The organism is Baaleninema sp., from assembly GCF_049974805.1.
Taxonomy (GTDB): Bacteria; Cyanobacteriota; Cyanobacteriia; order Cyanobacteriales; family Geitlerinemataceae; genus Baaleninema.
In genome coordinates this window covers 1-24348 of record NZ_JBNGCO010000079.1, presented here as the reverse complement: position 1 = coordinate 24348, position 24348 = coordinate 1, and the positions used below count along the sequence as shown (strand labels likewise).

Sequence of the window (24348 nt, the reverse complement as noted above, 5' to 3'; positions counted from 1 at the left end):
CATCCCATCATCTCCTCATCCCATCATCTCCTCATCCCATCATCTCCTCATCCCATCATCTCCTCATCCCAAGCATCTCCCCCTCCAGAGAGGCGAAGGAATTCTCAAGGGTAGATTAAACTGTGAAAAACTGTGACAAAGCTTACAGACAATTCGTGCAATTTGGAGAGTGCAATTTAGCGGCGGCTGTCGCGCCTTTCAATTCTGTCCTTATCGAATAACGGTGAAACGATGACTTCTCTTTCCGTAGCTTCTCCGGCTTTGTGGCTCGATCGCGTGCGACCGGATATCCGTAGCTTACAACCGCAATTGGTTCAATGGCGGCGACATTTACATCAATACCCGGAATTGGGCTTTCAAGAACATCTGACGTCGGAGTTCGTAGCCCAAAAACTCCAAAGTTGGGGGATCGATTATCAAACGGGAATCGCTCAAACGGGAATCGTCGCGGTGATTGAAGGCATTCAGCCCGGGCCGGTGTTGGCGATTCGCGCCGATATGGACGCTCTACCGATTCGCGAGGAAAACGACGTTCCTTATAAATCCCGCCACGAGGGGAAAATGCACGCCTGCGGCCACGACGGCCATACGGCGATCGCTCTGGCGACGGCGTACCACCTCTCTCGCCATCGGGCGTTTCGCGGGACGGTGAAGTTGATTTTCCAACCGGCCGAGGAAGGCCCCGGCGGCGCCAAACCGATGATACAAGCGGGGGCGTTGAAAAATCCCGATGTAGACGCCATTATCGGCTTGCATTTGTGGAACAATCTCCCATGGGGAACGGTGGGGGTGCGTAGCGGGCCGTTGATGGCGGCGGTGGAACTGTTCGATTTGACGGTGTTGGGAAAAGGCGGTCACGGGGCGATGCCTCATCAGACGGTGGATGCGATCGTGGTGGCTTCGCAAATCGTCAACGCCCTACAGTCGATCGTTGCCCGTAACGTCGATCCTATCGATTCGGCGGTGGTGACGGTGGGGGCTTTCGAGGCGGGTTCGACGCACAACGTCATCGCCAATACTGCCAAACTCAAGGGAACGGTTCGCTATTTCAAACGTCAGTACGAGGGCTTTTTCGGACGCCGCATCGAGGATGTCATTGCGGGGATTTGTCGCGGTTACGGCGCCAGTTACGAGTTGGACTATTGGCAACTGTACCCGGCGACGGTGAACGACCCGCGTATGGCGGCGTTCGTGAAATCGATCGCGGAACAGGTGGTGGAAACTCCGGCCGGGTTAGTACCGGACTGTCAGACGATGGGAGGAGAAGATATGTCGTTTTTCCTTCAGGAAGTTCCGGGCTGTTATTTCTTCCTAGGATCGGCGAATTCTCAGAAAAAGCTCGATTATCCCCACCACCATCCCCGCTTCGATTTCGACGAAACGGTATTAGCGATGGGTGTCGAACTCTTCGTCCGCTGTGTGGAAAACTTCGGAAGACTTGAGAATTGATGACTTGCTGAGAATCCCGGTATTTTAAAAAATACTGGGATTTTGTTCGCCATTTCTCATCATCCCATCACCCCATCACCCCATCATCCCATCACGCCGTCTGAACCTGCGGGGATTTGGAAGAGGTGACGCTTTGATAGATGGGGATACGGATGAGGAATTCGGTGCCTTGGCCGGGGTTCGATCGACATTCGAGGGAGCCGTTGTGTTTTTCGGTGACGATGGAATAGCCAATCGCCAGCCCCATTCCGGTACCTTTTCCGATGGGTTTGGTAGTGAAGAAGGGGTTGAAAATTTGAGATCGCACGCTTTCTTCCATCCCCATTCCCGTATCGGCGATGGCAATTTCTATCTCGTTGTCTTCGACGCGGTTCGTCCGAATCGTGATGCGTCCCGGTTTTCCGGAGTTGCGATCGTCTTCTAAGGCGTCGATGGCGTTGGAAAGCAGGTTCATGAACACTTGGTTCAACTGACCCGAAAAACATTCGACTTCGGGTAAATCGCCGTAATTTTTCACGATTTCGATTTCGGGACGGGTCGATCGCGCTTTGATGCGGTTGTGTAAAATCATCAAGGTGGTATCGATACCGTCGTGAACGTCCACGGGTTTGAGTTCCGCTTCGTCGATGCGGGAGAACTTCCGCAAACTCAAGACGATTTCGCGAATGCGTTCGGCGCCCACTTGCATGGAGTTCAATAGTTTGGGTAAGTCTTCGATGAGAAAATCCAGTTCTAAGTCTTCGATTGTCTCCTGAATGTCATTGTCGGGATCGGGATATTTGGTCTGATAAAGCTGAAGGATTTCCAGAATGTTTTGGGTGTACTCGTTGGCGTGAACCAGGTTCCCGAAAATGAAGTTGACCGGGTTGTTAATTTCGTGGGCGACTCCAGCGACTAACTGCCCCAAACTCGACATTTTCTCGCTTTGTACGAGTTGAACTTGCGCTTTTTGCAAGTCTTCTAAGGCTTGGTTGAGTTCTGCGGTGCGCTCCCGCACTCGTTCTTCGAGTAAAACGTTTTGTTGCGCCAGTTGTTGGGTTAAAAAGTGCAGTTTTAAATGCAAGCGAACCCGCGCTAAAACTTCTTCCTGTTGGAACGGTTTTGTGATATAATCAACCGCGCCGATCGACAAACCTTTGACTTTATCGACGGTATCGGCGAGGGCGCTGGTAAAAATCACCGGAATGTCGTTGGTTTGGGGATTGCTTTTCAAGCGTTGGCAGGTTTCAAAGCCGTCAATCCCCGGCATCATAATATCGAGTAAAATCAAATCTGGCGGGGCGTACTCCACTTTGTCGAGGGCGCTTTCTCCATCTTGCGCCACTAAAACTTCAAATCCCGCACTATCGAGAAAATCAGAGATAACGTCTAAATTTGCTGGATTGTCGTCAACAATTAAAACGACACTGGAATCAACGGCTGATAGATTCATAACCCACCTCTAAAACTTGTCAAGATATTTCGGCATTGGATATCAAGTGTTTTTTATCCTAGATCGACAGTAATTTTAGGATAAAACAAATCGGGTTTTAAGAGAAAGTTAACAGCATCGTCGGCTGGTAACGGCCGCGAAAATAAATACCCTTGGGCGAACTCACAGCCCATTTCGCGCACGGTTTCGAGTTGAAGGGAAGTTTCAATGCCTTCGGCAACGGTATCCATGTTCAAGCTGTGGGCGAGAGTTACGATGGTTTTAACGATTTCGTTCCCATTATCTCTTCCATGCAGTCGTCGCACAAAGGATTTATCGATTTTTAAAGTTTTCACGGGAAATTCATGTAGGCGACTCAGGGAAGAATATCCGGTCCCGAAATCGTCAATACAGAGCAACATTCCTAAATCTTCGAGTTGTCGGAGAATATCGAAAACATTTTTATTACTTTCTAACAAACAGGTTTCAGTAATTTCCAGTTTGATACAGCCCTGGGGTAAGTTGGCCTGGTAAAGTGTCTCTTGAATTAAATCGATCAGTTGGGGCTGCATCAGTTGAATGGTGGAAAGGTTGACGTTCATCGTCAAATCCTGCTGGTGGGGAAACTGCGATCGCCATTCGGACAGTTGGCGACAGGCTTCTCGAAACACCCACCCCCCCAAGGCGTGAATCAAGCCGATTTCTTCGCTGATGGGGACGAACTGAATCGGGGAAATCAAACCCCGCTGGGGATGATGCCAGCGTAGCAAAGCTTCAAATCCGGCCACTTTCCCGGTTTTCAAGCAAATCAGGGGTTGATAGTACAGGTGAAATTCCTGGGAGGCGATCTCGTCACAACAGGATTCGCTCCCGACGGCGCGGCGCAGTTCGTTTTCTAAGTCCAAACGGGCTTTGGCCCGGGCTTGCATTTGCGGGTTAAAAATGGCGTAGCGCCCCCGTCCGGCTTGTTTGGCTTGATACATGGCCACGTCGGCGTCTCGCAGTACGTCTTCGCAGGTGCGATACTCGGATGTCCCCAAGACGATGCCGATACTGGCGTTGGTAAAGACTTCGTAGTTGTTGGCGATGTGAAAGGGTTGGGCAAACTGCGCCTGAACGTTGCGCACGACGGGTAACACGCACTCGATCCCCACGTCCGGTTCGAGGAGAATCACGAATTCGTCGCCCCCCAAGCGGGCGATACAGGCTTGGGGCGGATCGCGATCGATCTTGCCTTCGGCGGGGGTGCTGTTTTCGAGAACGCTGATGAGGCGACGGGCGACGTCTTCGAGGAGGGCGTCTCCGGCCAGGTGTCCCAGGCTGTCGTTGATGACTTTGAATCGATCGAGATCCAAAAACAACAGGGCAAAGCGATAGTGGTTCTCGTCGCTACGGTTCGGGGAGTGGGGTTGGCTGACGATGCTTTCGAGTCGATCGAGCAACCCGGTGCGGTTGGGTAGCCCCGTCAGGGCGTCGTGCAAGGCTTCGTAACGAAGCTGGCGCTCTCGCATCAGCAGTTGGGTTTTCGTTTCTTGCAATCGGGTGATGGTGTCGTGGAGTTCGGCGGTACGGGAGGCTACCAGTTTTTCGAGATATTCGTTTTGATCCGTCAACGCCAAAGCCAGCGATCGCAGCTTCAAATGTAGCTGAATGCGCGAGAGAACCACTTCTTCGTAAAAGGGCTTGGGAACGTAATCCACCGCCCCGAGACTCAAGCCTTTCACCTGATCGGCGGTTTCCGATAGAGCTGTCATAAACACCACGGGAATCTCGGCCGTATCGGGATTGGCTTTCAACCGCCGACAGGTTTCAAAACCGTCGATTCCCGGCATCATCACGTCGAGACAAATTAAATCTGGGGGATCGTAAGCGGCTCGATCGATGGCACTTTGACCGTCCCGCGCGATCAGCACTTCGTACCCTGCCGCTTCTAAGAAGTTCGACAGCACTTCCAAGTTGGCGGGGTCGTCGTCAACGATCAAAATAGAGTGAAACGTAGCGGGATTCGGGTTCATGGTCGGCTAGGAATAATAGCGATCGAGAAACTCGAGCAGGGCTTTATCTTGATAGGTTCGAGCGAGGGTTTCGAGCTTGTCGGCAAACGGACGCAATTGAGAATCGCGTTCGGCCAACTGACGGGCTTGTTCGATCGAGCGTTTGAGGCTTCCCCGTCGGGCTAGGTGATAGAGTCGGTCTAAAACCTCCGAGGGCGGCGGAACGATGGTCTCGATATCCTCCATCTCCGCCTTGTCAGTCCCCCCCTTATCGGTCTCGCCCTTGTCGACGGCCATAGCCTCAGAACCCTCAGAACCCGAGGCGCTCGAGTTGGATTCGCGGTCGCTCTCGTGGTAAATCCACTTCAGGTTCAGGTGTTGTTGGAAAATCGCCAACAGTTCGTTAGCTTGCAAGGGTTTGGACAACACCCCGTTACAATCGACGCTGGTGCCGAGGTCGCCTCCGGGGGTCAGGGGACTGGCGGAGGCGGCAAACACGGGGACTGTTTGCAACAGGGGTTGTTGACGAATTTGCCGGATTAATTCAAATCCGTCCATGACGGGCATCACTAAGTCTGTTAAAATTCCGTCGGGAACTCGGGCGAGTGCCAACTCTAGGGCTTCGCGACCTTGACAGGCTTCGAGGATCTCGAAGCCGACCGATTTCAATAGCTCCACGGCAGCGGTGCGACTTTCCCAATTGTCATCTACCACGAGAATGGTTCGTTTGGGGCCTTCGTAGCCTAATACCCGCTGCGGCGGCGGTCGATCGATCGGCCTCGACTGTCCGTCTCCCCCTTCAGGCAACAACACCACGAACTCAAACTGACTGCCCCTTCCCGCTTGGCTCCTCACTTCGAGGCTTCCCCCCATCATCTGTACGATTTTTTGGGCGATCGTCAGTCCCAACCCGGTGCCTTCAGAGGGCTGGCTACCGTCCCGCACTTGCTCGAAGGGTAAAAACACCCGTTCGAGTTGCTTGGGACTCATGCCTTTTCCAGTATCTTCAATTTCAAAACGCACCTGCGACACCGTACCGGTTTCGGAGGCGTCTTCGAGACGGTTCAGCAGACTCACCCGCAGGGTCACGCCACCGCTGGCGGTGAATTTAACGGCGTTGCCCAGCAGTTCCATGAGAACTTGCCGCAGGCGTTTTTTGTCCGCGAAGACCATGGCCGGGAGGCGGGGGTCGATATCTTTTTGAAAAGTCAACTGTTTCTGACTGGCTTTGAACTCGAACAGGTCGCCGATTCGATCGAGAAAGGTTTCCAAACGGAACAGACTCGGCGAGAGGGTCATGCGGTTAGCTTCGAGTTTGGCAAAATCGAGAATGTCTTCGATGAGCGCCAGCAGGTGCGTGCCGCACTGGTGGATGACGCGGATGCCGTTTTCTAAATTCGAGGGTAAGTCCTGCTGTCGTTGGAAAATTTGCGTATAGCCGAGAATGCCGTTGAGGGGGGTTCGCAGTTCGTGGCTCATGTTGGCGATGAACTGGCTTTTGGCTTGGTTGGCGGCGTCGGCCAGTTCTTTGGCCTGTCGCAGTTCTTCTTCAGCCCGTTTGCGTTCGGTGATATCGGTGTGAGACCCCACCATTCGCACGGGATTGCCGTTCTCGTCCCACAGGGCTTTGCCGTGATCGAGTATCCATTTGTAGCGGCCGTCTTTACAGAGTCGGCGATATTCGATGCTGTAACAGTCGTTTTTTCGCTGAAGATGGTCGTGAAAGGCGGCTAATACGGTATCGCGATCGTCCGGGTGAATTAAATCCGTCCATGCCTCGAGGCGGTTGGGCAGTTCTTCTTCGTTGTAACCGACGATTTCTCGACAGCGTTCGGACACGAAGATGGTGCTGCGTTGAAAGTCGATATCCCAGATGCCGTCGTTGTTGCCTTGCAGAGCCAGTTGCCAGCGTTCCTCGCTTTTTCGCAGTTCTTCTTCGGCCTGTTTGCGGGCGGTGGCGTCGGTTCCGATCGATAGAACTTCACTGAAGTTCCCCCCTTCTTCAAAAATCGGTTGGTTCGCCCACACCACCCAGACGATCTCGCCGTTTTTTCGCAGGTTGGCGTCTTCGCGGATTTTGCTCTCTTCGGGACAGTTGGTCAGATGCTCGATAAAACTGTCCCAGTGGAAATCGGAACGGTTGTCTTCAGGAATTAAGGTCGTGACGTGCGCTCCCACGAGGCTAGTATCGTCGTAGCCGAAAAATTTCTGACCGTAGTCGTTGATGAAGCAAATGGTACCGTCCCGCGTCCAGCGCAGGATAATGCAGTTGGCTGCTTCGACTAGGGTTCGATATTCCGCTTCGCTGGCTTGTAAGGCCAGTTGGGCTTGCTTGCGAGTGGTAATGTCTCGCAGGGTGGTCAAGATGTAGGGCGTTCCCTCCATGTCCACGACAGTCAGCCAAATTTCGGCGTAGAAGAGTTGGCCGCTGTCTGCCCGACAGTGTAACCACTCGAAAGTATAAGCCCCCCGGGCCAGGACTTCTTCGAGACAGTGACGAACGCCGATCTCGCTGGGGGTTCCGTCTGGTTGCAAGGGGGGAGAGAGGGCGATGGGGTTGGCTCGAGAGAGGTCGGCTTTACTGGAGAGGCCGAACAGTTTGAGGGCGGCGGCGTTGCACTCGATAAACGGAAACGGGGGTTCGGCGGGACTGAGTAGGACGGCGTCTTGGGTGCCTTCGTATAGGATGCGATAGCGTTGTTCGGACGCCCGCAGTTTGGCTTCGAGTCGCTTTCGCGCTTGGATTTCGCGCTCGAGAGCTTCGGTTCGTTCGGCGAGTTGTTGTTGGAGCGATCGCGGGTTGTTTTCGAGGGGGTCGGGGAAACGGTCTAGGTCTTCACTCATGGTATGGCAAGCATCGGCGAGGTAGAGAAGGACAACGGCACGAGTCATCGCCCAATATCGATCGCGCGGTGGGTCGCTGGGAATTGAGGTCAATCGAACCGTGCTAGGGGACTGGCCGGGCGTTCGCGAGCGATGGCCGTTGGGGGGTGAAGGCGATCGAACCGACCTCTTAGGGGTCTCGCTGGGCGTTCGGTTCGTCTGCCCTCTCTGGAAGGGGTCGGGGGAGACGAACTCGCCCCTTCGGACGGCGATCGCAGGGGGGTCGCGGAAACGACGACTCGGACGATCTCGCCATCGCTCCCGCGAGGGGATGGTGGAGATGCCGCTCTCAACTCTTTCTGTCGCGATCTGGGCAACCGCTCCAACCGCGATCCGATCTTCTGTCATCGAAATGTTATCGGGCTGCTCGTTTCGGCAATCGGTTTTCGATCGCTTGGGTCTGAGATTCCATGTTGACTCCAGTTTGATGTTCCCACAGCTTGGGTGGGGGTTTACTGGAGTTAAACAGGGTTTAACGTTCAGTTAACTGAATGCCCCTGCCATCTTAAAATCAATTATAAATTTATTTATTCTTGACTCTAGCCAAACTGTAGCACAGGCTTCTGATTCTCGTAAATTTAAGAGAAAGCGGCTAATTTATCGAATTGCTTTCCAGTTTCAATTGGATCTCGTTTTTATGGATTCAACCTCGCAGAAACTACGGATCGATTGTCAGTATATTCACTTGCTAGGTTGTACTGTACCCGTTTTCTCATCGAATCCTCGATGGTATTGTGCTTGAAAATCTCCTTGGATCTCTTGGGCGGCGGCGGTTTGGAATTTTGCATCTCTCAGGTTGCCAGGGGGGGGGATATCAATTCTGTACCTTGTTATGGGTTCGGATGTCTTCCAGAAATTGGACGCTCCAAACTGGGGATTTGTCCGATACTCACTTTCTTGTTGGAGTCTGTTTTTACGAGTTGGAGACACACCCGGTGGCAAGGGCGATCGATCTCCCGTTGCGATGCGATCGTATCTCCATGTCAGAAAACTCTAACATTTCGGAGCGAGAGTCTGGTAATTCAGTATTTTAAACTCCGCTTTCTGGTTGTTTGACCTGTTAGTTTTCGGTTAGACTGTCGCGACTATCTTTATATTTTTTTATTTTTATTTGTGAATTTTTTCTCATTTTTATTCTCGTTTTTTGCCCCCTCAAACTACAGGGCAATCGCCCATCTCTTTTTTATCCGTCGTGCAAGATAAATCAGAGGTAAATTAATTCGAGCTTTCCCGGAAGTCCGGACTATCAAACCTACTGAAAATTAGACCCTGTCGTGCCAGAAAGCGCAATTAAATTAAAAAAAATTTTCGGAAAATTCCTTTTCGGTAAAAGGAGAGCAAAACTGACGGTCGGCGATAGCACTAGAGGAGGGGCGATCGTAAGAAACGCTCAACACTCCCTGCGGCCTCTTTTGGGATTTTAACCATGACTTAAATTCTCAAATATTAAAAGATGAATTTTATAGTTTATAGGCATGCTGCGCTCTTCAAAAATTCGGGCAGTTAACCCAAGAGCGATAGGATTAAACCTGTCGTTTTAACCTGTCGTTTTAACCTTTTGTTTAAAGCTTTTGGCTGGCGGTGTCGTTAGAATCGGTGATTTTGAGGTGTTTTTTACAATTTGATCGCTCGACGCTATCGCTGATTCGAGGGAGGTGTTTTCGTCAATCAATCTTTTGGGTTCCTCCCTAGCCCTAGAAGCTACGCGCGATCGCAATCTCCCGCAAACTTAAGGGAGTTTGACTTCCTTACCTCAAAGATAGTGGGTCTAATTCGTTTTTTAGGGTTCGTTCGATGGTAGGTTTGTTTTGTTTTTTGCACGACAGACTCAACCCTAATCAAAAATAAATTACACTTAGAGCTTACTTCTAATACAAAAAACAAAAAAACAAGCTAAATTATTACACCAAGATGATTCAAAATCCCCCCAAAAAACCTACAAATAAAACCTAACAGATCGAATCAAGATTTTATCTCAAAACAGTCCGGTCGTCGGGGCTTGCATCTGTTGTAAGAGAGGCTTGCGGCTGGTATAATGCCAAGAATTGACAAATACAAGTAAAATCGATATATAAATTGATTGTAATTGCAGAATTTCAAGATTTCGGACTACAGATTGCAGGACGAGGCTCTAAAACTCCATCGAACCCAGTTGTCAATGTCAAACCCAGAGTTAAAAAAACGATTTTCTCGAGTCAAATCGACCGCCAAGCCTCGAGCCTTCCCGTCTATCGACACTTCTGAGATCGAACGGAACGGTCAATCCCAAGCCCATGCCGATCTCTACTGCGACATGGCTTAACAAAACATGACAAAAAAACCGATCGCGTTCTCAAGTTTCATAACGTATCCTAAACAATGTTAAAAACAGAAAAGCTCTTTCTTGCGTGCAAAAACTTCCCGGACAGCATTTGCCAAGACAGTTTTTTTTCTCCCAGAGGCTCGAAGCGATCGGCGATCGAGTTCTTGAGGACATCTCCCGTCGAGTCAACTGTTCCATCGAGGCGTTTTTTATTAAAATAAAAGGTCTCTCCTCTGTCACTTCGTAGAGATACGGAGTATCATTGATAGTAGGTAAGAAAGACCAACGACGCCTACGTATAATTGTGTCTATTTTAGTAGTGAATGAATCTCAATCCTCTCCTTGACGCCATCGAACACCAAGTCTTATCTCGGTCGCTGACTCCGATCGAACGGTTCGTCTTTACACAATCTTGGGACGGACGCACTTACAACGACATCGCTCGCGTGTCGGGATATGACAGCGTGTACGTCAAACAAATCGGTTCCCAGTTGTGGCAAGATCTCTCGGATGGAGTCGGTACGAAAGTCACGAAAAAAAATCTGCATATTGTTTTCGGCTCCCTTGACTCGGATTCGCCTCCCTCCTTCAGCACGGTCACGACTTCTCTCAACCTGGATCGCTCCATCGTTCCCGTAGAGATGCCGAGCGGTCCGCTCCCGGCGGATTCGCCGTTGTACGTCGAACGTCCGCCCATAGAAACCCTCGTTTACGAAGAAATCGAAAAACCGGGGTGTGCGATTTGTATCCAAGCCCCCCAAAAAACTGGCAAAAACTCTTTACTCAACCAATTGTTCGCTCGAGTCGAACCCCTCGACTATCACACCGTTTCCATCGACTTCCAAGAAGCAGACGCCTCGGTACTGGCCTCCCTCGATCGCCTGTTGCGATGGTTTTGCGCCAACGTCAGCCACCAGTTATCGTTCCCGAACCGTCTAAAAGATTACTGGGACGAAGACATGGGCAGCAAAGTCAGTTGCAAGCTCTACTTTGAAGGCTATCTTCTCTCTCAACTCGACAAACCTGTGGTTCTGGCTTTCAACGAAGTACATCGCCTGTTTGGAAATCTGGAAATCGCGAGCGATTTTCTGTTGATGTTGCGGGTGTGGCACGAACAAGCTCGCTTCGCCCCCCTCTGGCAAAACCTGCGCTTGGTTCTCCTCTACAGGACGGAAAGTTACGTTCGACTGCGGTTCGATCGATCGCCCCTTCCCATCGGACTGTCGGTGCAACTCCCCCCGTTCGATCGCGAACAAGTGCGAGAGTTAGCTCGTCGTTACGGTCTCCTCGGAGAAGACCCCGACGCCGGAACCCCCGAGATCGATCGCATTATGTTGATCGTCGGCGGTCATCCCTATCTGGTCAACTTGACCCTGTACCATCTTTCCCAAGGCAACATCTCCTTCGAGAGCCTCGTTCGAACTGCCCCCACGCAAACGGGCATTTTCCGCAACTACTTGCGAGACCGCCTAGCCACGTTACACAACGACCCCATTCTCCTGGCCGCCTTGCAACAAGTCGTCTCCACTGACGACGGCGTGGAACTCGAAGCCATTACCGCCTACAAACTGGAAAGTTTGGGGGTGATTTGCCTCGACGGCAACCGAGCTTATCCCAGTTGTCAGCTCGATCGACTCTACTTTCGCGAACAACTGGCCAATTTCAACACTGACGGTTCCACGGGGTCTCGGTCTTGACATACCCGATGAGATAGACCCAGACCCCTTAAGGGACGATGAGATGAGGGCGATCGAGTCGTCGATTCCCCCCGGACGCCACCGATTCTCAGACTCTCGATCGATCTCTTTCTCGTCCCTTAGTTTTCCTCTATAGTTATCTAGTCTGGCAATTCATAGAAGTGAAACTCAAGATCGAACGAAGATCGGATTGTCTCTAGATCTGTCTCTAGATCCCCGGCATCTTGGAGATGCCGGGGATCTCGCACAGCCCTGGATCGATCGGGGATTTGGCCACGAATCATTTCCTATGGCTATAGTCGATCGATCGAGCCGAGACTGACCGATTCCAGACCGGACGATGGGGGGCGATTGCAGCTCATATCAAAAATATTTGATGTATCAAAAAAAATTGATATAATTGGATCGATCGTGCGAACCTCACCTCAAAATTTCGTTTCGCACCCTCGAACCACCGGAGCCTACCCCATGCCAACCGACACCACACCGCCCCAAGTGGGCGGACAACTGAACCTGTTTGAAAAATACCTGACCCTGTGGGTATTACTCTGCATCGCAGCGGGAATCCTCCTCGGGCGTAGCTTTCCCAGCATCGCCGAAACCCTCGACGCCGCCAGTATCTACAACGTCTCAATTCCCATCGCCGTCTGTCTCTTCTTCATGATGTATCCCATCATGGTGAAGATCGACTTTTCCCAAGCCGCCAAAGCCGCCCGCACCCCCAAACCCGTCTTACTCACCCTCGTCGTCAACTGGCTAGTCAAACCCTTTACGATGGTGGCGTTCGCCCAATTCTTCCTCGGTTGGCTGTTTCGCCCCCTCCTCGAGGGAACCGAAATCATTCGCGGTGTCGAAATCTCCTTAAGCAACTCCTACATTGCCGGAGCCATTTTACTGGGGATCGCCCCCTGTACGGCGATGGTATTGATGTGGGGCTATTTATCCTACAGCAACCAGGGTCATACCTTAGTCATGGTTGCCGTCAACTCCCTCACCATGCTGCTGCTATACGCCCCCCTGGGTAAATGGCTCCTGGCGGCGAACGAGTTAACCGTTCCCTGGGAAACCATTCTGTTTTCCGTCTTAATTTACGTAGGATTGCCCTTAGCGGCGGGATTTTTCAGCCGCACCTGGATTTTGCGACAGTTAGGCAGACCGTGGTTTGAAGAGAAGTTTTTAACCGCCATCAGCCCCGTTGCGGTGATTGCGTTACTGGTGACGTTGGTGTTGCTGTTTGCGTTTAAAGGGGAACTCATCGTCAACCATCCGTTGCATATTCTGTTGATTGCCGTTCCCCTGTTCGTGCAAACCAACTTTATCTTTGCCATCGCTTACGTGGCGGCGTTGAAACTGAACCTGTCTTACGAAGACGCGGCGCCTGCGGCGTTAATCGGTGCCAGCAATCATTTCGAGGTGGCGATCGCGACGGCGGTGATGCTGTTCGGATTGAATTCCGGGGCAGCGTTAGCCACAGTGGTGGGCGTTCTCATCGAAGTTCCCGTGATGTTAATGCTCGTCGAAATTTGCAAGCGCACGGCGTTTTGGTTTCCTCGGGAACCGCGAAAAGCGACGTTATGCGATCCTCGATGTTTGGAAGCTCTCGCGGAAGTTTCAGGGAAACAGACTTAATCAGAGTTTTTGAGGGTTTCCCCCATTAGATTCGATATTGCATCTGTTTCGACAAAGGGCTATAAAGCACCATGAAAAAAGTGATGTTTGTTTGCAAGCGCAACTCTTGCCGTTCCCAAATGGCGGAAGGATTCGCCCGTCAATTGGGGGCAGGAAAAATCGAGGTGAGCAGTTCGGGATTGGAGGCGTCTCGGGTGCATCCGACGGCAATTGAAGTGATGTCGGAAATCGGCATTGATATTACCCGTCAAACCTCGGATTCTCTGAGGGATTTCGATGCCGAAAAGTACGATGTCGTCGTGTCGCTGTGTGGCTGCGGCGTCGATTTGCCGCCGCAGTGGGTGACGCGAGAGGTGTTTGAAGATTGGCAACTCGACGATCCCGACGGACAGGCGATCGCCGTGTTTCAGCGGGTTCGCGACGAGATTGGCGATCGAGTCCGACGGCTGATTTCGCAGTTGAGTTAACCGATCTAGGGCTGAAAAGTGCGTAACTCCTGCGATATTGCCCTGTCTTTGGCTGAAGAAAATCCCGATCTCACCGTATGGGGGATCGGGATGTTTAACTAGAGGGGTGGAAATTCATTGCCTACGCTTGAACGCTTAAGCGGTTCGGCTTCGGATTTAGCTAAGTCAGTATGGGGCAGGGTTTTGAGAACTTCGCCGTATTTAAACGCTAAGGTTCCAAAATCATAAGAAAGTTGTTCGAGCGTTAAGTTGCCCCCTTGGCGCTCGCTTTCTACGGCAAGGGCTTCCGAGACGAGCAGGGCTAATTCTTGTAAGTTAAACTGCTCTACAACTTTCGTTTTTGGCTCGCTAAGTCTAAGCATATTCAAACCTCTCAAGCTATTTTTAGTATAACCAATACCCTGGAACTTCCTCAAAATTAAAATAAAATTTAACAAACTTTATAGATTTTAAACATACAACAGACTTCCCGGGTTATGGCTACTTAATTTTACGGTATTGCGACAGACATCAAGTGCGTATTAACACTGAATAAGGCGATCTCCCTTGGCAATTATAGCGGTTACAAAGCCATCTTTTCTTGAATTCCTATTGAAAAAAAAGAAAAAAAGAGAGGGATTTCAGGAGCCTCCCGAAGCGCGAGTTAGCGGTCAACTCTGCTGAGAGTTGACTGTTGGCTGTTCACGGTTCCCAGTAAAAGCGATATACTGCCAGACGGAGATGCATCATCACCTGGCTAAAATCAGAATTATGGTAGCGGTAGCAATTCTCGCGGCAGGACGGGGAACCCGGATGAAATCGTCCCTGCCTAAAGTGTTACATCCTCTAGGCGGTCGATCGCTCGTCGAACGGGTTCTCGAGAGTCTGTCGTCGATCGCACCCAAGCGAATTTTCGTCATCGTCGGCTATCAAGGCGAGCAAGTCCAACAATCCCTCGATCGCTACCCCAACGTCGAATTCATCGAACAAACCGAACAACTCGGTACCGGACACGCCGTTCAACAACTGCTTCCCCATCTCGAAGGGTTTAGCGGCGATCTTTTAGTTCTCAACGGCGACGTTCCCTTGATGCGTCCGCAAACTCTCGAGTCCTTACTCAAAACCCACCGCGATCGTCAAAACGCCGCGACGATTCTCACCGCACAACATCCCAATCCTCAAGGATACGGCCGGGTGTTTTGTCAAGGAAACAACGTTTTCCAACAAATCGTCGAAGATCGCGACTGTACCGACGCCCAGAAACAAAATCCCCGAATCAACGCCGGAATTTACTGTTTCCACTGGCCGAAACTGTCGAAAATTCTCCCCAAACTCGAAACCAACAACGACCAGGGAGAATACTACATTACCGACGCGGTAAACTATCTCAATCCCGTGACGGTCGTAGATGTAGAAGACTATCAAGAAATTCTCGGAATTAACGATCGAAAACAACTGGCCGCCGCCTACGACATCTTACAAACCCGTTTGAAAGACGCGGCCATGGCCTCCGGCGTTACCCTGGTTGACCCCCACAGCGTCACCCTCGACGATACCATCGTCCTCGAACCCGATACCATTATCGAACCCCACACCCACATTCGAGGTACCAGCGTCATCAGAAGCGGAAGCCGCATCGGACCGGGAAGCCTCATCGAAAACAGTAAAATCGGTCAAAACGTCACAGTTCTCTATTCGGTGATTTCCGATAGCGTCGTGGCTGACGGAAGCCGCGTCGGACCTTACGCGCACTTGCGGGGACAGGCGGACATCGGCGAAAACTGTCGCATCGGAAATTTCGTCGAAATCAAACAAACCGAGGTGGGGGCGAAAACCAACATCGCCCACTTGTCTTATCTCGGAAACGCCACCCTCGGAGAACGAGTGAACGTGGGGGCGGGAACCATCACCGCCAACTACGACGGGGTAAACAAACACCCCACCCACATCGGAAGCCGAACGAAAACTGGGTCGAACAGCGTTCTCGTCGCCCCGGTTAACGTGGGGGAAGATGTCACCATCGCCGCTGGTTCGGTGATTACCGAGGACGTACCGGACGACAGCCTCGCGATCGCGCGATCGCGTCAAACCGTGAAACCGGGTTGGAAGCCGAAGCCGTGATGATGTGATGATGTGATGAGGGGATGATGCTCAGTGGTGCAGAAAACTTTTCGAGATCGGGGATTGACAAAACACATATAATATGTATTTAGGTTTGAGCCAGATCTCCGGCAGCCATTTACCGATTTGAGATTTTCGGACCCACCCTTTAATACGGCGATATCTTTTCTAACAAGGGTTTCAGGACTTTTCTGCACCACGAAGGGGGATGAGGTGATGAGGAGACGATCGAGGTGAGGGGATTGCGCCGCCTTGGGTCATCTCCTCACCTCCGAGTTCAGACCAATTCCTATTCTTCGTCGTCTTCGTCTTCGTCGGTGGGATAAACAAAGCCAGTAGAGCGTCCGGTGAGGACGGATTTACCCAACGAGAGGGCTTTTTCAGCTTCTAAAGCGGCTCTGCGTTTCCACACGGCGCGGCGTTGGTTGCGCTTTGCTTTGGAGGTTTTCTTCTTTGGGACTGCCATAACCTTAACCCTTGCAATTTCAATAAAGTTGCCAAACCTTTCTATATTAATGCAGAATCATTATTTTGGATAGGGAACGGGGAACCGTGAAGACAGTTTTCAGTTACTGCGTCACGCACCGCCCCCCTCATCATCCCATCACCTCATCATCCCATCACCTCATCACCACCTCTGGGAGTCGATCGCCCCAAAATAGAGATGAATGCGCTAACTTCTCAACAGAGAAACCTTTAGATGTCAGCACAGAAGCCGTGGCCGCAAACGATCGCACCTCCTTTGACGCCGACTTGTCATCTACTCCTGCTATCGAACTGCACCGTTTAACGTTTGCTTACCCCGATCTCCCGCCAGTATTGCGAGATCTCGACTTGCAAATTGACGCGGGGGAACGAGTCGGACTCGTCGGCCCCAACGGGGCGGGAAAAACGACGCTGTTTTTAACCTTATGTGGCGTACTCCAACCGACTTCTGGCGAAGTGAGGCTGTTTGGCAAAGCCGTGGTACCGGGGGCGTTTCGTCCCGATGTGGGATTGGTGTTTCAAAATCCCAGCGATCAGTTATTTTCGCCGACGGTATGGGACGATGTGGCCTTTGGCGTGCAAAATATGGGACTGTCCCCGGAACAGGTTGACGCCCGCGTGGGCGAAGCCCTTGAATTAACTGGGGTGGCGGCGTTAGCCGAGCGTCCGCCCCATCATTTGTCTGGGGGTCAAAAGCGCATGGTGGCGATCGCGGGAATTCTCGCGATGCGTCCGAAATTGGTCATTTACGACGAACCGAGTGCCAATCTCGATTTGCAATCGCGCCGTCGTTTGATTCAATTTTTACAAACCTCTCGAGAAACGGTTGCGATCGCCTCCCACGATCTCGATTTGATTTTGGAAGTGTGCGATCGCGTCTTGCTTCTCGACGGCGGTTGTGTTGTCGCAGACGGTTCTCCGATGGAGGTTCTCGGCAACGATCGCCTCATGGAAAACCACGGTTTAGAAAAACCGCACAGTCTGACTCCTCACGTTCATCCCTTCTGCGATCTCGATTCTGATGGAAAACAAGTCAACCCTCTCCAGTCCCGCAACGCCTCCTCTGGCTAAGGTGCAACCTCATGTTTTGAAAAACGACTTCGAGAGCGACGTCACGCCTCGCGTCGATAATTACTACTGGCTCTGCGATGCGGAGAATCCCGAGGTCATCGCCTATTTAGAAGCGGAAAACACCTACGCCGACGCGATGACGTCACATTTGGCGGAGTTTCGGGAAACGCTTTACGGGGAGATGTTAGGGCGCATCCAAGAAACGGATATGGACGTGCCTTACCGTCACGGGGATTATCTCTACTACGAACGCACGGAGGCGGGAAAGTCTTACGAGATTTTCTGTCGTCGGTTTAAGGATGAAGACAGCCCCGAGGAAATTCTGCTCGACAGCAACCAACTGGCGGACGGATGCGATTTCTTCGATTTGGGAGTCTGTGCGGTGAGTCCCAACGACCGCATTCTCGCCTATGCCGTCGATACGACGGGAGACGAACGCTATACGCTGTTTTTTAAGGATATCGAGACCGATCGACTCTATCCCGAACGCATCCCCAACGTCGATCCCTCTTTTGCTTGGGGCAACGACAACGCCACGGTGTTTTACACGCAACTCGACGAAAGCTATCGCCCGTACCAAGTGTATCGTCACCGTTTGGGAGACGACCCGGCGGCGGACGAGTTGGTGTTTGAGGAAAAAGACAAGGCGTTTTATCTGTCGATCGAGAAAACTCACAGCGACGCCTATATTTTGCTGGCGTCGGAGAGTAAAATCACCTCGGAAATTTGGTTTCTCAACGGCGATCGACCGCGAGAGGAGTTTCGAGTGATTCGTCCTCGGGATGTGGGGATCGAGTACAGCGTCGAACATCACGGGGACGAATTCTATATTCGGACCAACGAGGACGCCACGAATTTTCAGTTAATGAAGGCGTCGATCGATCGCCCCGACCTCTGGGAAACGGTAATTCCCAACCGCCACGATACGATGTTGGTGAAGGTATTGCCCTTTGCCAAGTATCTGGTACTGTTCGAGCGCCAAGACGGACTGCCCCAGGTGAGAATTTTCGATCTCGCCACAGAACGCAGCCAGGCGATCGCCTTTCCCGAACCGACATATCACGTTTCTTTGGGAGATAATTACGATTTCGAGGCGTCTTATCTACGTTTGAACTACACCTCTTTGGTGACGCCGCCGTCAGTGTTCGATTACCACTTCCACAGCGGGACGTTGGAACTGAAGAAGGAAACTCCCGTGTTGGGGTACGATCGAACCCAATACGCCAGCGAGCGACTCTACGCCACCGCCGAGGACGGTACGCAAATCCCCATTTCAATCGTGTATCGCCGCGATCGATTCCATCGAGACGCCAGCCATCCCCTGTGGCTGACGGGGTACGGCTCTTACGGCATTCCCTATCCGGCCTCGTTCCGCTCGACGCGCATCTCGCTGCTCGATCGTGGTGTCGCCTTTGCCATCGCCCACGTGCGCGGCGGCGGTGAAATGGGACGCCCCTGGTACGAAGCGGGGAAACTCTTCAATAAATACAACAGCTTTACGGATTTTATTGCCTGCGCCGAACATCTCATTGCCGAGAAGTGGACGCAGAGCGATCGCCTCGCCATTTCCGGCGGAAGTGCGGGAGGCTTACTCGTGGGAGCGGTTCTCAACGAACGTCCCGATTTGTTCGAGGTGGCGGTGGCGGACGTTCCCTTCGTCGATGTCGTCACCACGATTCTCGATCCCGATTTACCCCTCTCTGCCATTGAATGGGACGAGTGGGGCAATCCCCACGAAGAGCCGTACTACAACTATATGTTGTCCTATTCCCCTTACGACAACGTGCGCCGACAAGACTATCCCCATTTGTTGGTGTTAGCGGGATTGCACGACGCGCGGGTGAAATATTGGGAACCGGCGAAATGGACGGCGAAATTGCGATCGCTCAAAACGGACGACAACCTCTTATTGCTCAAAACCAATATGGACGCCGGCCACGGCGGCGCCTCCGGCCGCTACGGCTATTTACGCGAAATTGCCTTTGAGTACGCCTTCGTTCTCGATCGATTGCCGTTGTCCCCTTAAACCACCTCACCCCCCTTCGCCGCAATCCGAACGCTTCTAGCCTGGGTTCGGTCTGGCGAGGGGGGTCTCTTGACATATTTTGTAGTATAAATGTATTATAAAAATATCGTCAAATCAATGTAAATACGTAATTGTTTTATGTTTGAACCAAAATTTTACGTATTTTTACTGATAAATCGCCGAACCGGGAAATAGAGGAGGCTAAATGTCCCCAAACACCGCCTTAACCACTGACGGCTGACGGCTGATTGCTAACTGAATCCAAGGGGGGGTTAAATGATGTTCGATCGCGAAACCATCGAATGCCCCAAATGCGGGCGTTACACCATTGTTCGCCAGAGCGAAACCGAGTGGAGTTGCCTCAACTGCAACTTCTCCCGCGACTTAAAACACAACCAAGAGGAATCGATCGACTGGCTGTTTGTCTTAGGATTAATCGCCATCGCACTCGTGTTAGTCAACGAACTGTCTCGTCCGCCGATTCGCGTCCGACCCGCCAGCGACGACCAGTCAGCAGCGGTCGTACCAACGCCATCCCCCAGTCGATAGATTTGCCTAGCACCCTCGTATCGCTTTGTATCTCTTTCGATCGAGGGTGCGATCGTCTCTAAAACCGTTCCTATAATAGAAGTATCAAGAGACGACAATTAATCTGTTGGAGGCTCTATGTTTCTCAAACACAAACCCAGCGGGAACCTGATCGAAGTCTTAACGCTCGATCGCCTATACAACCCTGCCAACGAAAACATTGAAGGGCGGTGTCATGCCGGGGAAGAAATGCAAGACCCCGAAACCTATCGCAAGTCCGAGTTAATGTTTCCCTCTGGCGAAACGCTACCTCAATGCTGGGTCGATCTCAACTATCGCGGTCAGAAAGTAAAAATCGGTCAAGTCCACTACGAAACGGCGCATATTCACTAAAAGCATCTCGGCTTCCATCGTTTGATTTTTTTCGTTTGATTTGTTCGAGAATCCTAAAAAAAACCTAAAAAAGAATCGTGATAACTCCAGTTTTTAGCGGTGTTGCTTGCAACACCGCTATCTTTTTTGACCTAATTTTTGAGCGAATTCGATTGAGGTAGTCGCGTAGTCGCGTAGGTTGGGTGTAGCGCCAGCGAAACCCAACAGCAGTAAGCTTATAGCGATCGATCTCACGATTGACCTCTAATTTTTCAAATCACGCCCCCGACCGATGATTTTCGATGGCGCATCTATTCCGCGAGATCGATCCCCTCAACGGGTGCTTCTAAATCGTGATACTCCGGTTTCGGTCCAATTTGCCCCAAACGATGAGGCGGCCAGAACCGCGCCACCGCCCGGCCAATAATCAAATCCCGAGGCACAAAGCCCCAATAATGGCTGTCGTAACTGTTGTTGCGGTTGTCCCCCAACACTAAATACTGATCGTTGGGGACGTAAACCGGGCCGTAAACATAATCCGGGGCAGCGGCGATATAGTTTTCGTCGAGGGGTTCGTCATCAATAAAAACAGTCCCGTTGCGAACCTCCACCTTTTCACCCGGTAAACCGATAACCCGCTTGATAAACGCATCCTTAAACTTATGCTTGAGGGTTTCAGTGGGTTCAAACACCACAATGTCCCCCCGTTGAACATCGCGGAAGTGATAGCCGATTTTATCAACGATCAGGCGATCGTTGATTTGCAGCGTCGGTAACATCGACCCCGAGGGGATATACCGCGCTTCAGCCACGAAAGTCCGAATTCCCAAAGCCAGCACTGCGCTGATGCCGAAGGTCTTTAACGCTTCTGTCCAAGGGTTTTCTGCATGACGAGTCATATTAAGTCGTGTCAGGTTGAGGAAACGAAACTACGGCGCTAGACTTGAGCCTATTCTTCAGTATACTCTGACCCATACGAGAGCTGCCGAGGTCGAAATCGATCGCTGAAATTATGGCTAATATTACCCCGTTACTCATCCGCAACGCCCGCGTCCTCCTACCGGATGATCGATTCGAGGAAACCGACGTTTACCTCGAAAACGGGCGCATTGCCCGCATCGAAGCGAACCTCACCGCCACAGAAAACGTTCGCGTTATCGATGCGGCGGGATTGACCCTGTTACCGGGGGTCATCGACCCGCAAGTGCATTTCCGCGAACCGGGGTTGGAATATAAGGAAGACCTGTTTACAGCCACTTGCGCCTGTGCCAAGGGGGGCGTCACTTCGTTTCTGGAGATGCCCAACACCAAACCCCTCACCTCGACCCAAGCGTCACTGGACTATAAGCTACAACTGGCTGCCGAAAAATGCTTGGTTAACTACGGCTTCTTCATCGGGGCGACGCCGGAAAACTTACCGGATTTGCGCGAAGCCAACCCCACCTGCGGCATTAAAATTTTCATGGGGTCGATGAAAGGTCCGCTGTTGGTGGACGAGGAAGCGGCGTTGGACGCCATTTTCAGCCAAGGCGATCGATTGATTGCCGTTCACGCCGAAGACCAAACCCGCATCGAAGAACGCCGCCAGCTGTTCGCGGGACGCCACGACCCGGCGGTTCACACGGAAATTCAAGATAACGAAGCGGCCCTCATCGCCACCAAACGGGCGTTGCGGTTCTCTAAAAAATACCAACGTCGCCTCCACATCCTTCATCTGTCTACCGGAGAAGAAGCAGAACTGCTGCGTCAGGACAAACCGGAGTGGGTGACAGCGGAAGTGACACCCCAACACCTCGTTTTAAATATCAGTGCTTACGAAACTTTGGGGGCGAAGGCGCAGATGAACCCGCCTTTGAAATACCCTCGGGATAACGAGATTTTGTGGCAGGCGTTGCACGATGGCGTTATCGATTTTATTGCCACCGACCACGCCCCCCATACTTTAGAGGAGAAATCGCGGCAGTATCCCGATACGCCTTCGGGAATGCCGGGGGTGGAAACCTCGCTTCCGGTGATGTTGACTCAGGCGATGGCGGGACGCTGTACGGTTCAGCAGGTATCTCGCTGGATGTCCGCTAAGCCGGCCGAGGGATATGGCATTCCCAACAAAGGGAAAATCCAGGTGGGCTATGATGCCGATTTGGTCTTGGTGGATTTGGAGAATTACGCCCCGGTGTTGGCGGAGAACTTAGCCACGAAGTGCGGTTGGAGTCCTTTTGAAGGCTGGGAGTTGACTGGGTGGCCGCAATATACCATCGTTGGCGGTCAGGTGGTCCTCGATCGAGGCGTCCTCGATACCAACGTTCGCGGCAAAGCGTTAACTTTTGTATAGATAGGTTAAGAAATTGCGGCGATTGTTAAGTTTTGTTGCAATTTTTGTGAGTTTTTGCGAGCTTTTGTAACAAGACTTTCCGGATATTCACGAGGTTTTACGGAGGTAGCAGACGGCCAAACCTCCGTAAAACCACTGTTTTTGGTGGTGGTTTTTGCGGAAAACTGGCAAAAATCTGATGCGTAAGTGTATTGAATTTTATAAAGAAAAGAATTGAACTGGCTAATACGGCGGGGTTAAAAGAAAAAAAGAAACAGGGTATAATACAGACAACATAAAAACGAACGAAACCCTATCGGAATTTTCTTTTCAGACCTTTCTGAACCCAGAAGTTCCCCTCTCCCGTCTACGAAAGAGAACGAAACGAACTCAACTTGGGAGAGTTAAGAAATCGATCGATCGATAAAAAATATTTTTACGAAATTACGGCAAGGCGGCATGACAGTGACGGTGGCAAAACAAAAAACTGCGACGCGCTTGATTCCACAACTGGCGCTGCAATCGCAAAAGCAACTGACGGGACAGCTGGACATCCAAGCAAAAACCGGACAGAAATGGAGTCTGTTTTTTTGCGTGGGTCGTCTGATTTGGGCGACGTGCCACTCCCATCCCGTGCGGGCTTTGCGGCGGCAGATCCAACTGCACAGTCCAAAAGTCGATTTCGACAACCTATCGATTCGGGATGCGGATAAATTCTTCTGCTGGAACTATCAAGTGGTATGGGTTCTATACAAGCGCAAATGGATTTCTAAAGAGATGGCGGTGGCGATTATCGAAAATAGCGTCACCGATATCTTGTTCGATATTTTGCAAGCCGAGCGTCAAGGGGAGTTAGCCTTTGAAATTATCCCCCACGAGGCGCTGACGATGCTGCGGATGCAAATTGTGGCGCTCAACCTCAAAAATACCGTCAAAAAAGCTAAGTTAGCGTTTCAAAAATGGAACGAAGCGGGTTTAACTCGCCTCTCGCCCAACTATCTGCCAGTTCTTAAAGATGCAGAGCAGTTAAAAGCCAATACCCCCGCCAAAGTTTACCAACAGCTTGCCAAAAAAATCAACGGCGAGCGGACGTTGCGGGAGTTATCAGATTCGACGAAGATCGATTGTCTGCGGTTGACGAAATCGCTGCTGCCCTACTTTCAAAAAGGTTGGATCGGACTGCAAAAAGCGCCGGAAATTCCGCGTCCGAGGAAGAAAGAGAAGCCTCCCGCCTCTGGAAACAGGGCAGATCGTCGCCAACAACCGCTAGTGGCTTGCGTGGACGATAGCCCGGAAATTTGCCGCCAACTCGAGGAGATTTTGACGGAAGCGGGGTATCGCTTTTTGGGGATTACCGACTCGGTGCAGGCGTTACCGATCTTGCTCGAACAACGGCCGGACATGATTTTCCTCGATTTGGTGATGCCCGTAGCCAACGGCTACGAAGTCTGTACCCAACTGCGGCGGATGTCGCAGTTCCAAAACACGCCGATTGCGATTTTGACGGGAAACGACGGGGTGGTCGATCGCGTGCGGGCGAAAATGGTCAAAGCCAGCGACTTTCTCTCCAAACCCATCAACGCCGAAAAAGTCATCGAAACCGTCAAACGGTTGTTAGAAGT

Annotated in this window: 17 protein-coding genes; 11 read left to right on the top strand and 6 right to left on the bottom strand. The window is 51.5% G+C overall.

Translation table 11 applies throughout. The features are described 5' to 3' along the window. Window positions 1-231: 231 nt before the first annotated feature. On the top strand, window positions 232-1449 hold the full coding sequence (locus ACP5D4_RS14980; RefSeq protein WP_428012429.1) for a M20 metallopeptidase family protein: 1218 nt from the start codon (window positions 232-234) through the stop codon (window positions 1447-1449). 91 nt (window positions 1450-1540) lie between these two features. Here the strand turns inward: ACP5D4_RS14980 and ACP5D4_RS14975 are convergent, their stop codons facing one another. From ACP5D4_RS14975 to ACP5D4_RS14965, 3 genes are read right to left on the bottom strand one after another with little or no spacing between them, the layout of a single operon-like run. Then, window positions 1541-2881, bottom strand: a complete 1341-nt coding sequence (locus ACP5D4_RS14975) for a hybrid sensor histidine kinase/response regulator (protein WP_428012428.1) — start codon at window positions 2879-2881, stop codon at window positions 1541-1543. 53 nt (window positions 2882-2934) lie between these two features. Next, the gene (locus ACP5D4_RS14970; RefSeq protein ID WP_428012427.1) at window positions 2935-4875 is read right to left on the bottom strand and encodes a putative bifunctional diguanylate cyclase/phosphodiesterase; all 1941 of its coding nucleotides are present in this window, start codon (window positions 4873-4875) and stop codon (window positions 2935-2937) included. 6 nt (window positions 4876-4881) lie between these two features. Next, a complete protein-coding gene (locus tag ACP5D4_RS14965; RefSeq protein ID WP_428012426.1) occupies window positions 4882-7746 on the bottom strand; it encodes a PAS domain S-box protein in 2865 nt (954 codons plus the stop codon). 2616 nt (window positions 7747-10362) lie between these two features. Between ACP5D4_RS14965 and ACP5D4_RS14960 the strand changes: the two genes are divergently transcribed. The 3 genes from ACP5D4_RS14960 to arsC all read left to right on the top strand — a co-directional run bounded on the left by ACP5D4_RS14960 (window position 10363) and on the right by arsC (window position 13832). Further along, the gene (locus ACP5D4_RS14960) at window positions 10363-11736 is read left to right on the top strand and encodes an AAA-like domain-containing protein (RefSeq protein WP_428012425.1); all 1374 of its coding nucleotides are present in this window, start codon (window positions 10363-10365) and stop codon (window positions 11734-11736) included. A gap of 468 nt (window positions 11737-12204) precedes the next feature. Continuing rightward, complete coding sequence (gene arsB / locus ACP5D4_RS14955; protein WP_428012424.1) at window positions 12205-13365, top strand: ACR3 family arsenite efflux transporter; 1161 nt, start codon at window positions 12205-12207, stop codon at window positions 13363-13365. A gap of 71 nt (window positions 13366-13436) precedes the next feature. Next, a complete protein-coding gene (gene arsC, locus ACP5D4_RS14950) occupies window positions 13437-13832 on the top strand; it encodes an arsenate reductase, glutathione/glutaredoxin type (protein WP_428012423.1) in 396 nt (131 codons plus the stop codon). 98 nt (window positions 13833-13930) lie between these two features. On the opposite strand, the gene ACP5D4_RS14945 is transcribed toward arsC, so the two are convergent. After that, window positions 13931-14194, bottom strand: coding sequence for a hypothetical protein (locus ACP5D4_RS14945; RefSeq protein ID WP_428012422.1), 264 nt, complete (start codon window positions 14192-14194; stop codon window positions 13931-13933). 388 nt (window positions 14195-14582) lie between these two features. Here ACP5D4_RS14945 and glmU point away from each other — a divergent pair, with 388 nt between their 5' ends. Continuing rightward, window positions 14583-15932, top strand: coding sequence for a bifunctional UDP-N-acetylglucosamine diphosphorylase/glucosamine-1-phosphate N-acetyltransferase GlmU (gene glmU, locus ACP5D4_RS14940; RefSeq protein WP_428012421.1), 1350 nt, complete (start codon window positions 14583-14585; stop codon window positions 15930-15932). 289 nt (window positions 15933-16221) lie between these two features. Here glmU and rpmF read toward each other — a convergent pair whose 3' ends face one another. Then, a complete protein-coding gene (rpmF, locus tag ACP5D4_RS14935; protein ID WP_428012420.1) occupies window positions 16222-16398 on the bottom strand; it encodes a 50S ribosomal protein L32 in 177 nt (58 codons plus the stop codon). Window positions 16399-16484: 86 nt separating this feature from the next. Here rpmF and ACP5D4_RS14930 point away from each other — a divergent pair, with 86 nt between their 5' ends. From ACP5D4_RS14930 to ACP5D4_RS14915, 4 genes are all read left to right on the top strand, one after another. Next, window positions 16485-17489, top strand: a complete 1005-nt coding sequence (locus ACP5D4_RS14930) for an energy-coupling factor ABC transporter ATP-binding protein (protein WP_428012419.1) — start codon at window positions 16485-16487, stop codon at window positions 17487-17489. Beyond that, window positions 17440-19515, top strand: a complete 2076-nt coding sequence (locus ACP5D4_RS14925; RefSeq protein ID WP_428012418.1) for a S9 family peptidase — start codon at window positions 17440-17442, stop codon at window positions 19513-19515. The genes ACP5D4_RS14930 and ACP5D4_RS14925 overlap by 50 nt, the downstream gene beginning before the upstream one ends. 276 nt (window positions 19516-19791) lie before the next feature. Beyond that, window positions 19792-20064, top strand: a complete 273-nt coding sequence (locus ACP5D4_RS14920) for a hypothetical protein (RefSeq protein ID WP_428012417.1) — start codon at window positions 19792-19794, stop codon at window positions 20062-20064. A gap of 117 nt (window positions 20065-20181) precedes the next feature. Then, window positions 20182-20436, top strand: a complete 255-nt coding sequence (locus ACP5D4_RS14915) for an acetyltransferase (protein ID WP_428012416.1) — start codon at window positions 20182-20184, stop codon at window positions 20434-20436. 290 nt (window positions 20437-20726) lie between these two features. Here ACP5D4_RS14915 and lepB read toward each other — a convergent pair whose 3' ends face one another. After that, window positions 20727-21314 carry a signal peptidase I gene (lepB, locus tag ACP5D4_RS14910; RefSeq protein WP_428012415.1) on the bottom strand — a complete coding sequence of 196 codons (588 nt, stop codon included), beginning with the start codon at window positions 21312-21314 and terminating at the stop codon, window positions 20727-20729. Between the two features lie 113 nt (window positions 21315-21427). Between lepB and ACP5D4_RS14905 the strand changes: the two genes are divergently transcribed. After that, entirely contained in the window at window positions 21428-22747 is a 1320-nt protein-coding gene (locus tag ACP5D4_RS14905; protein WP_428012414.1) for a dihydroorotase, read from the top strand. A 450-nt stretch (window positions 22748-23197) separates the two neighbouring features. Then, window positions 23198-24348: response regulator (locus tag ACP5D4_RS14900; RefSeq protein WP_428012413.1), on the top strand; the 1151-nt coding region annotated here is incomplete at its 3' end.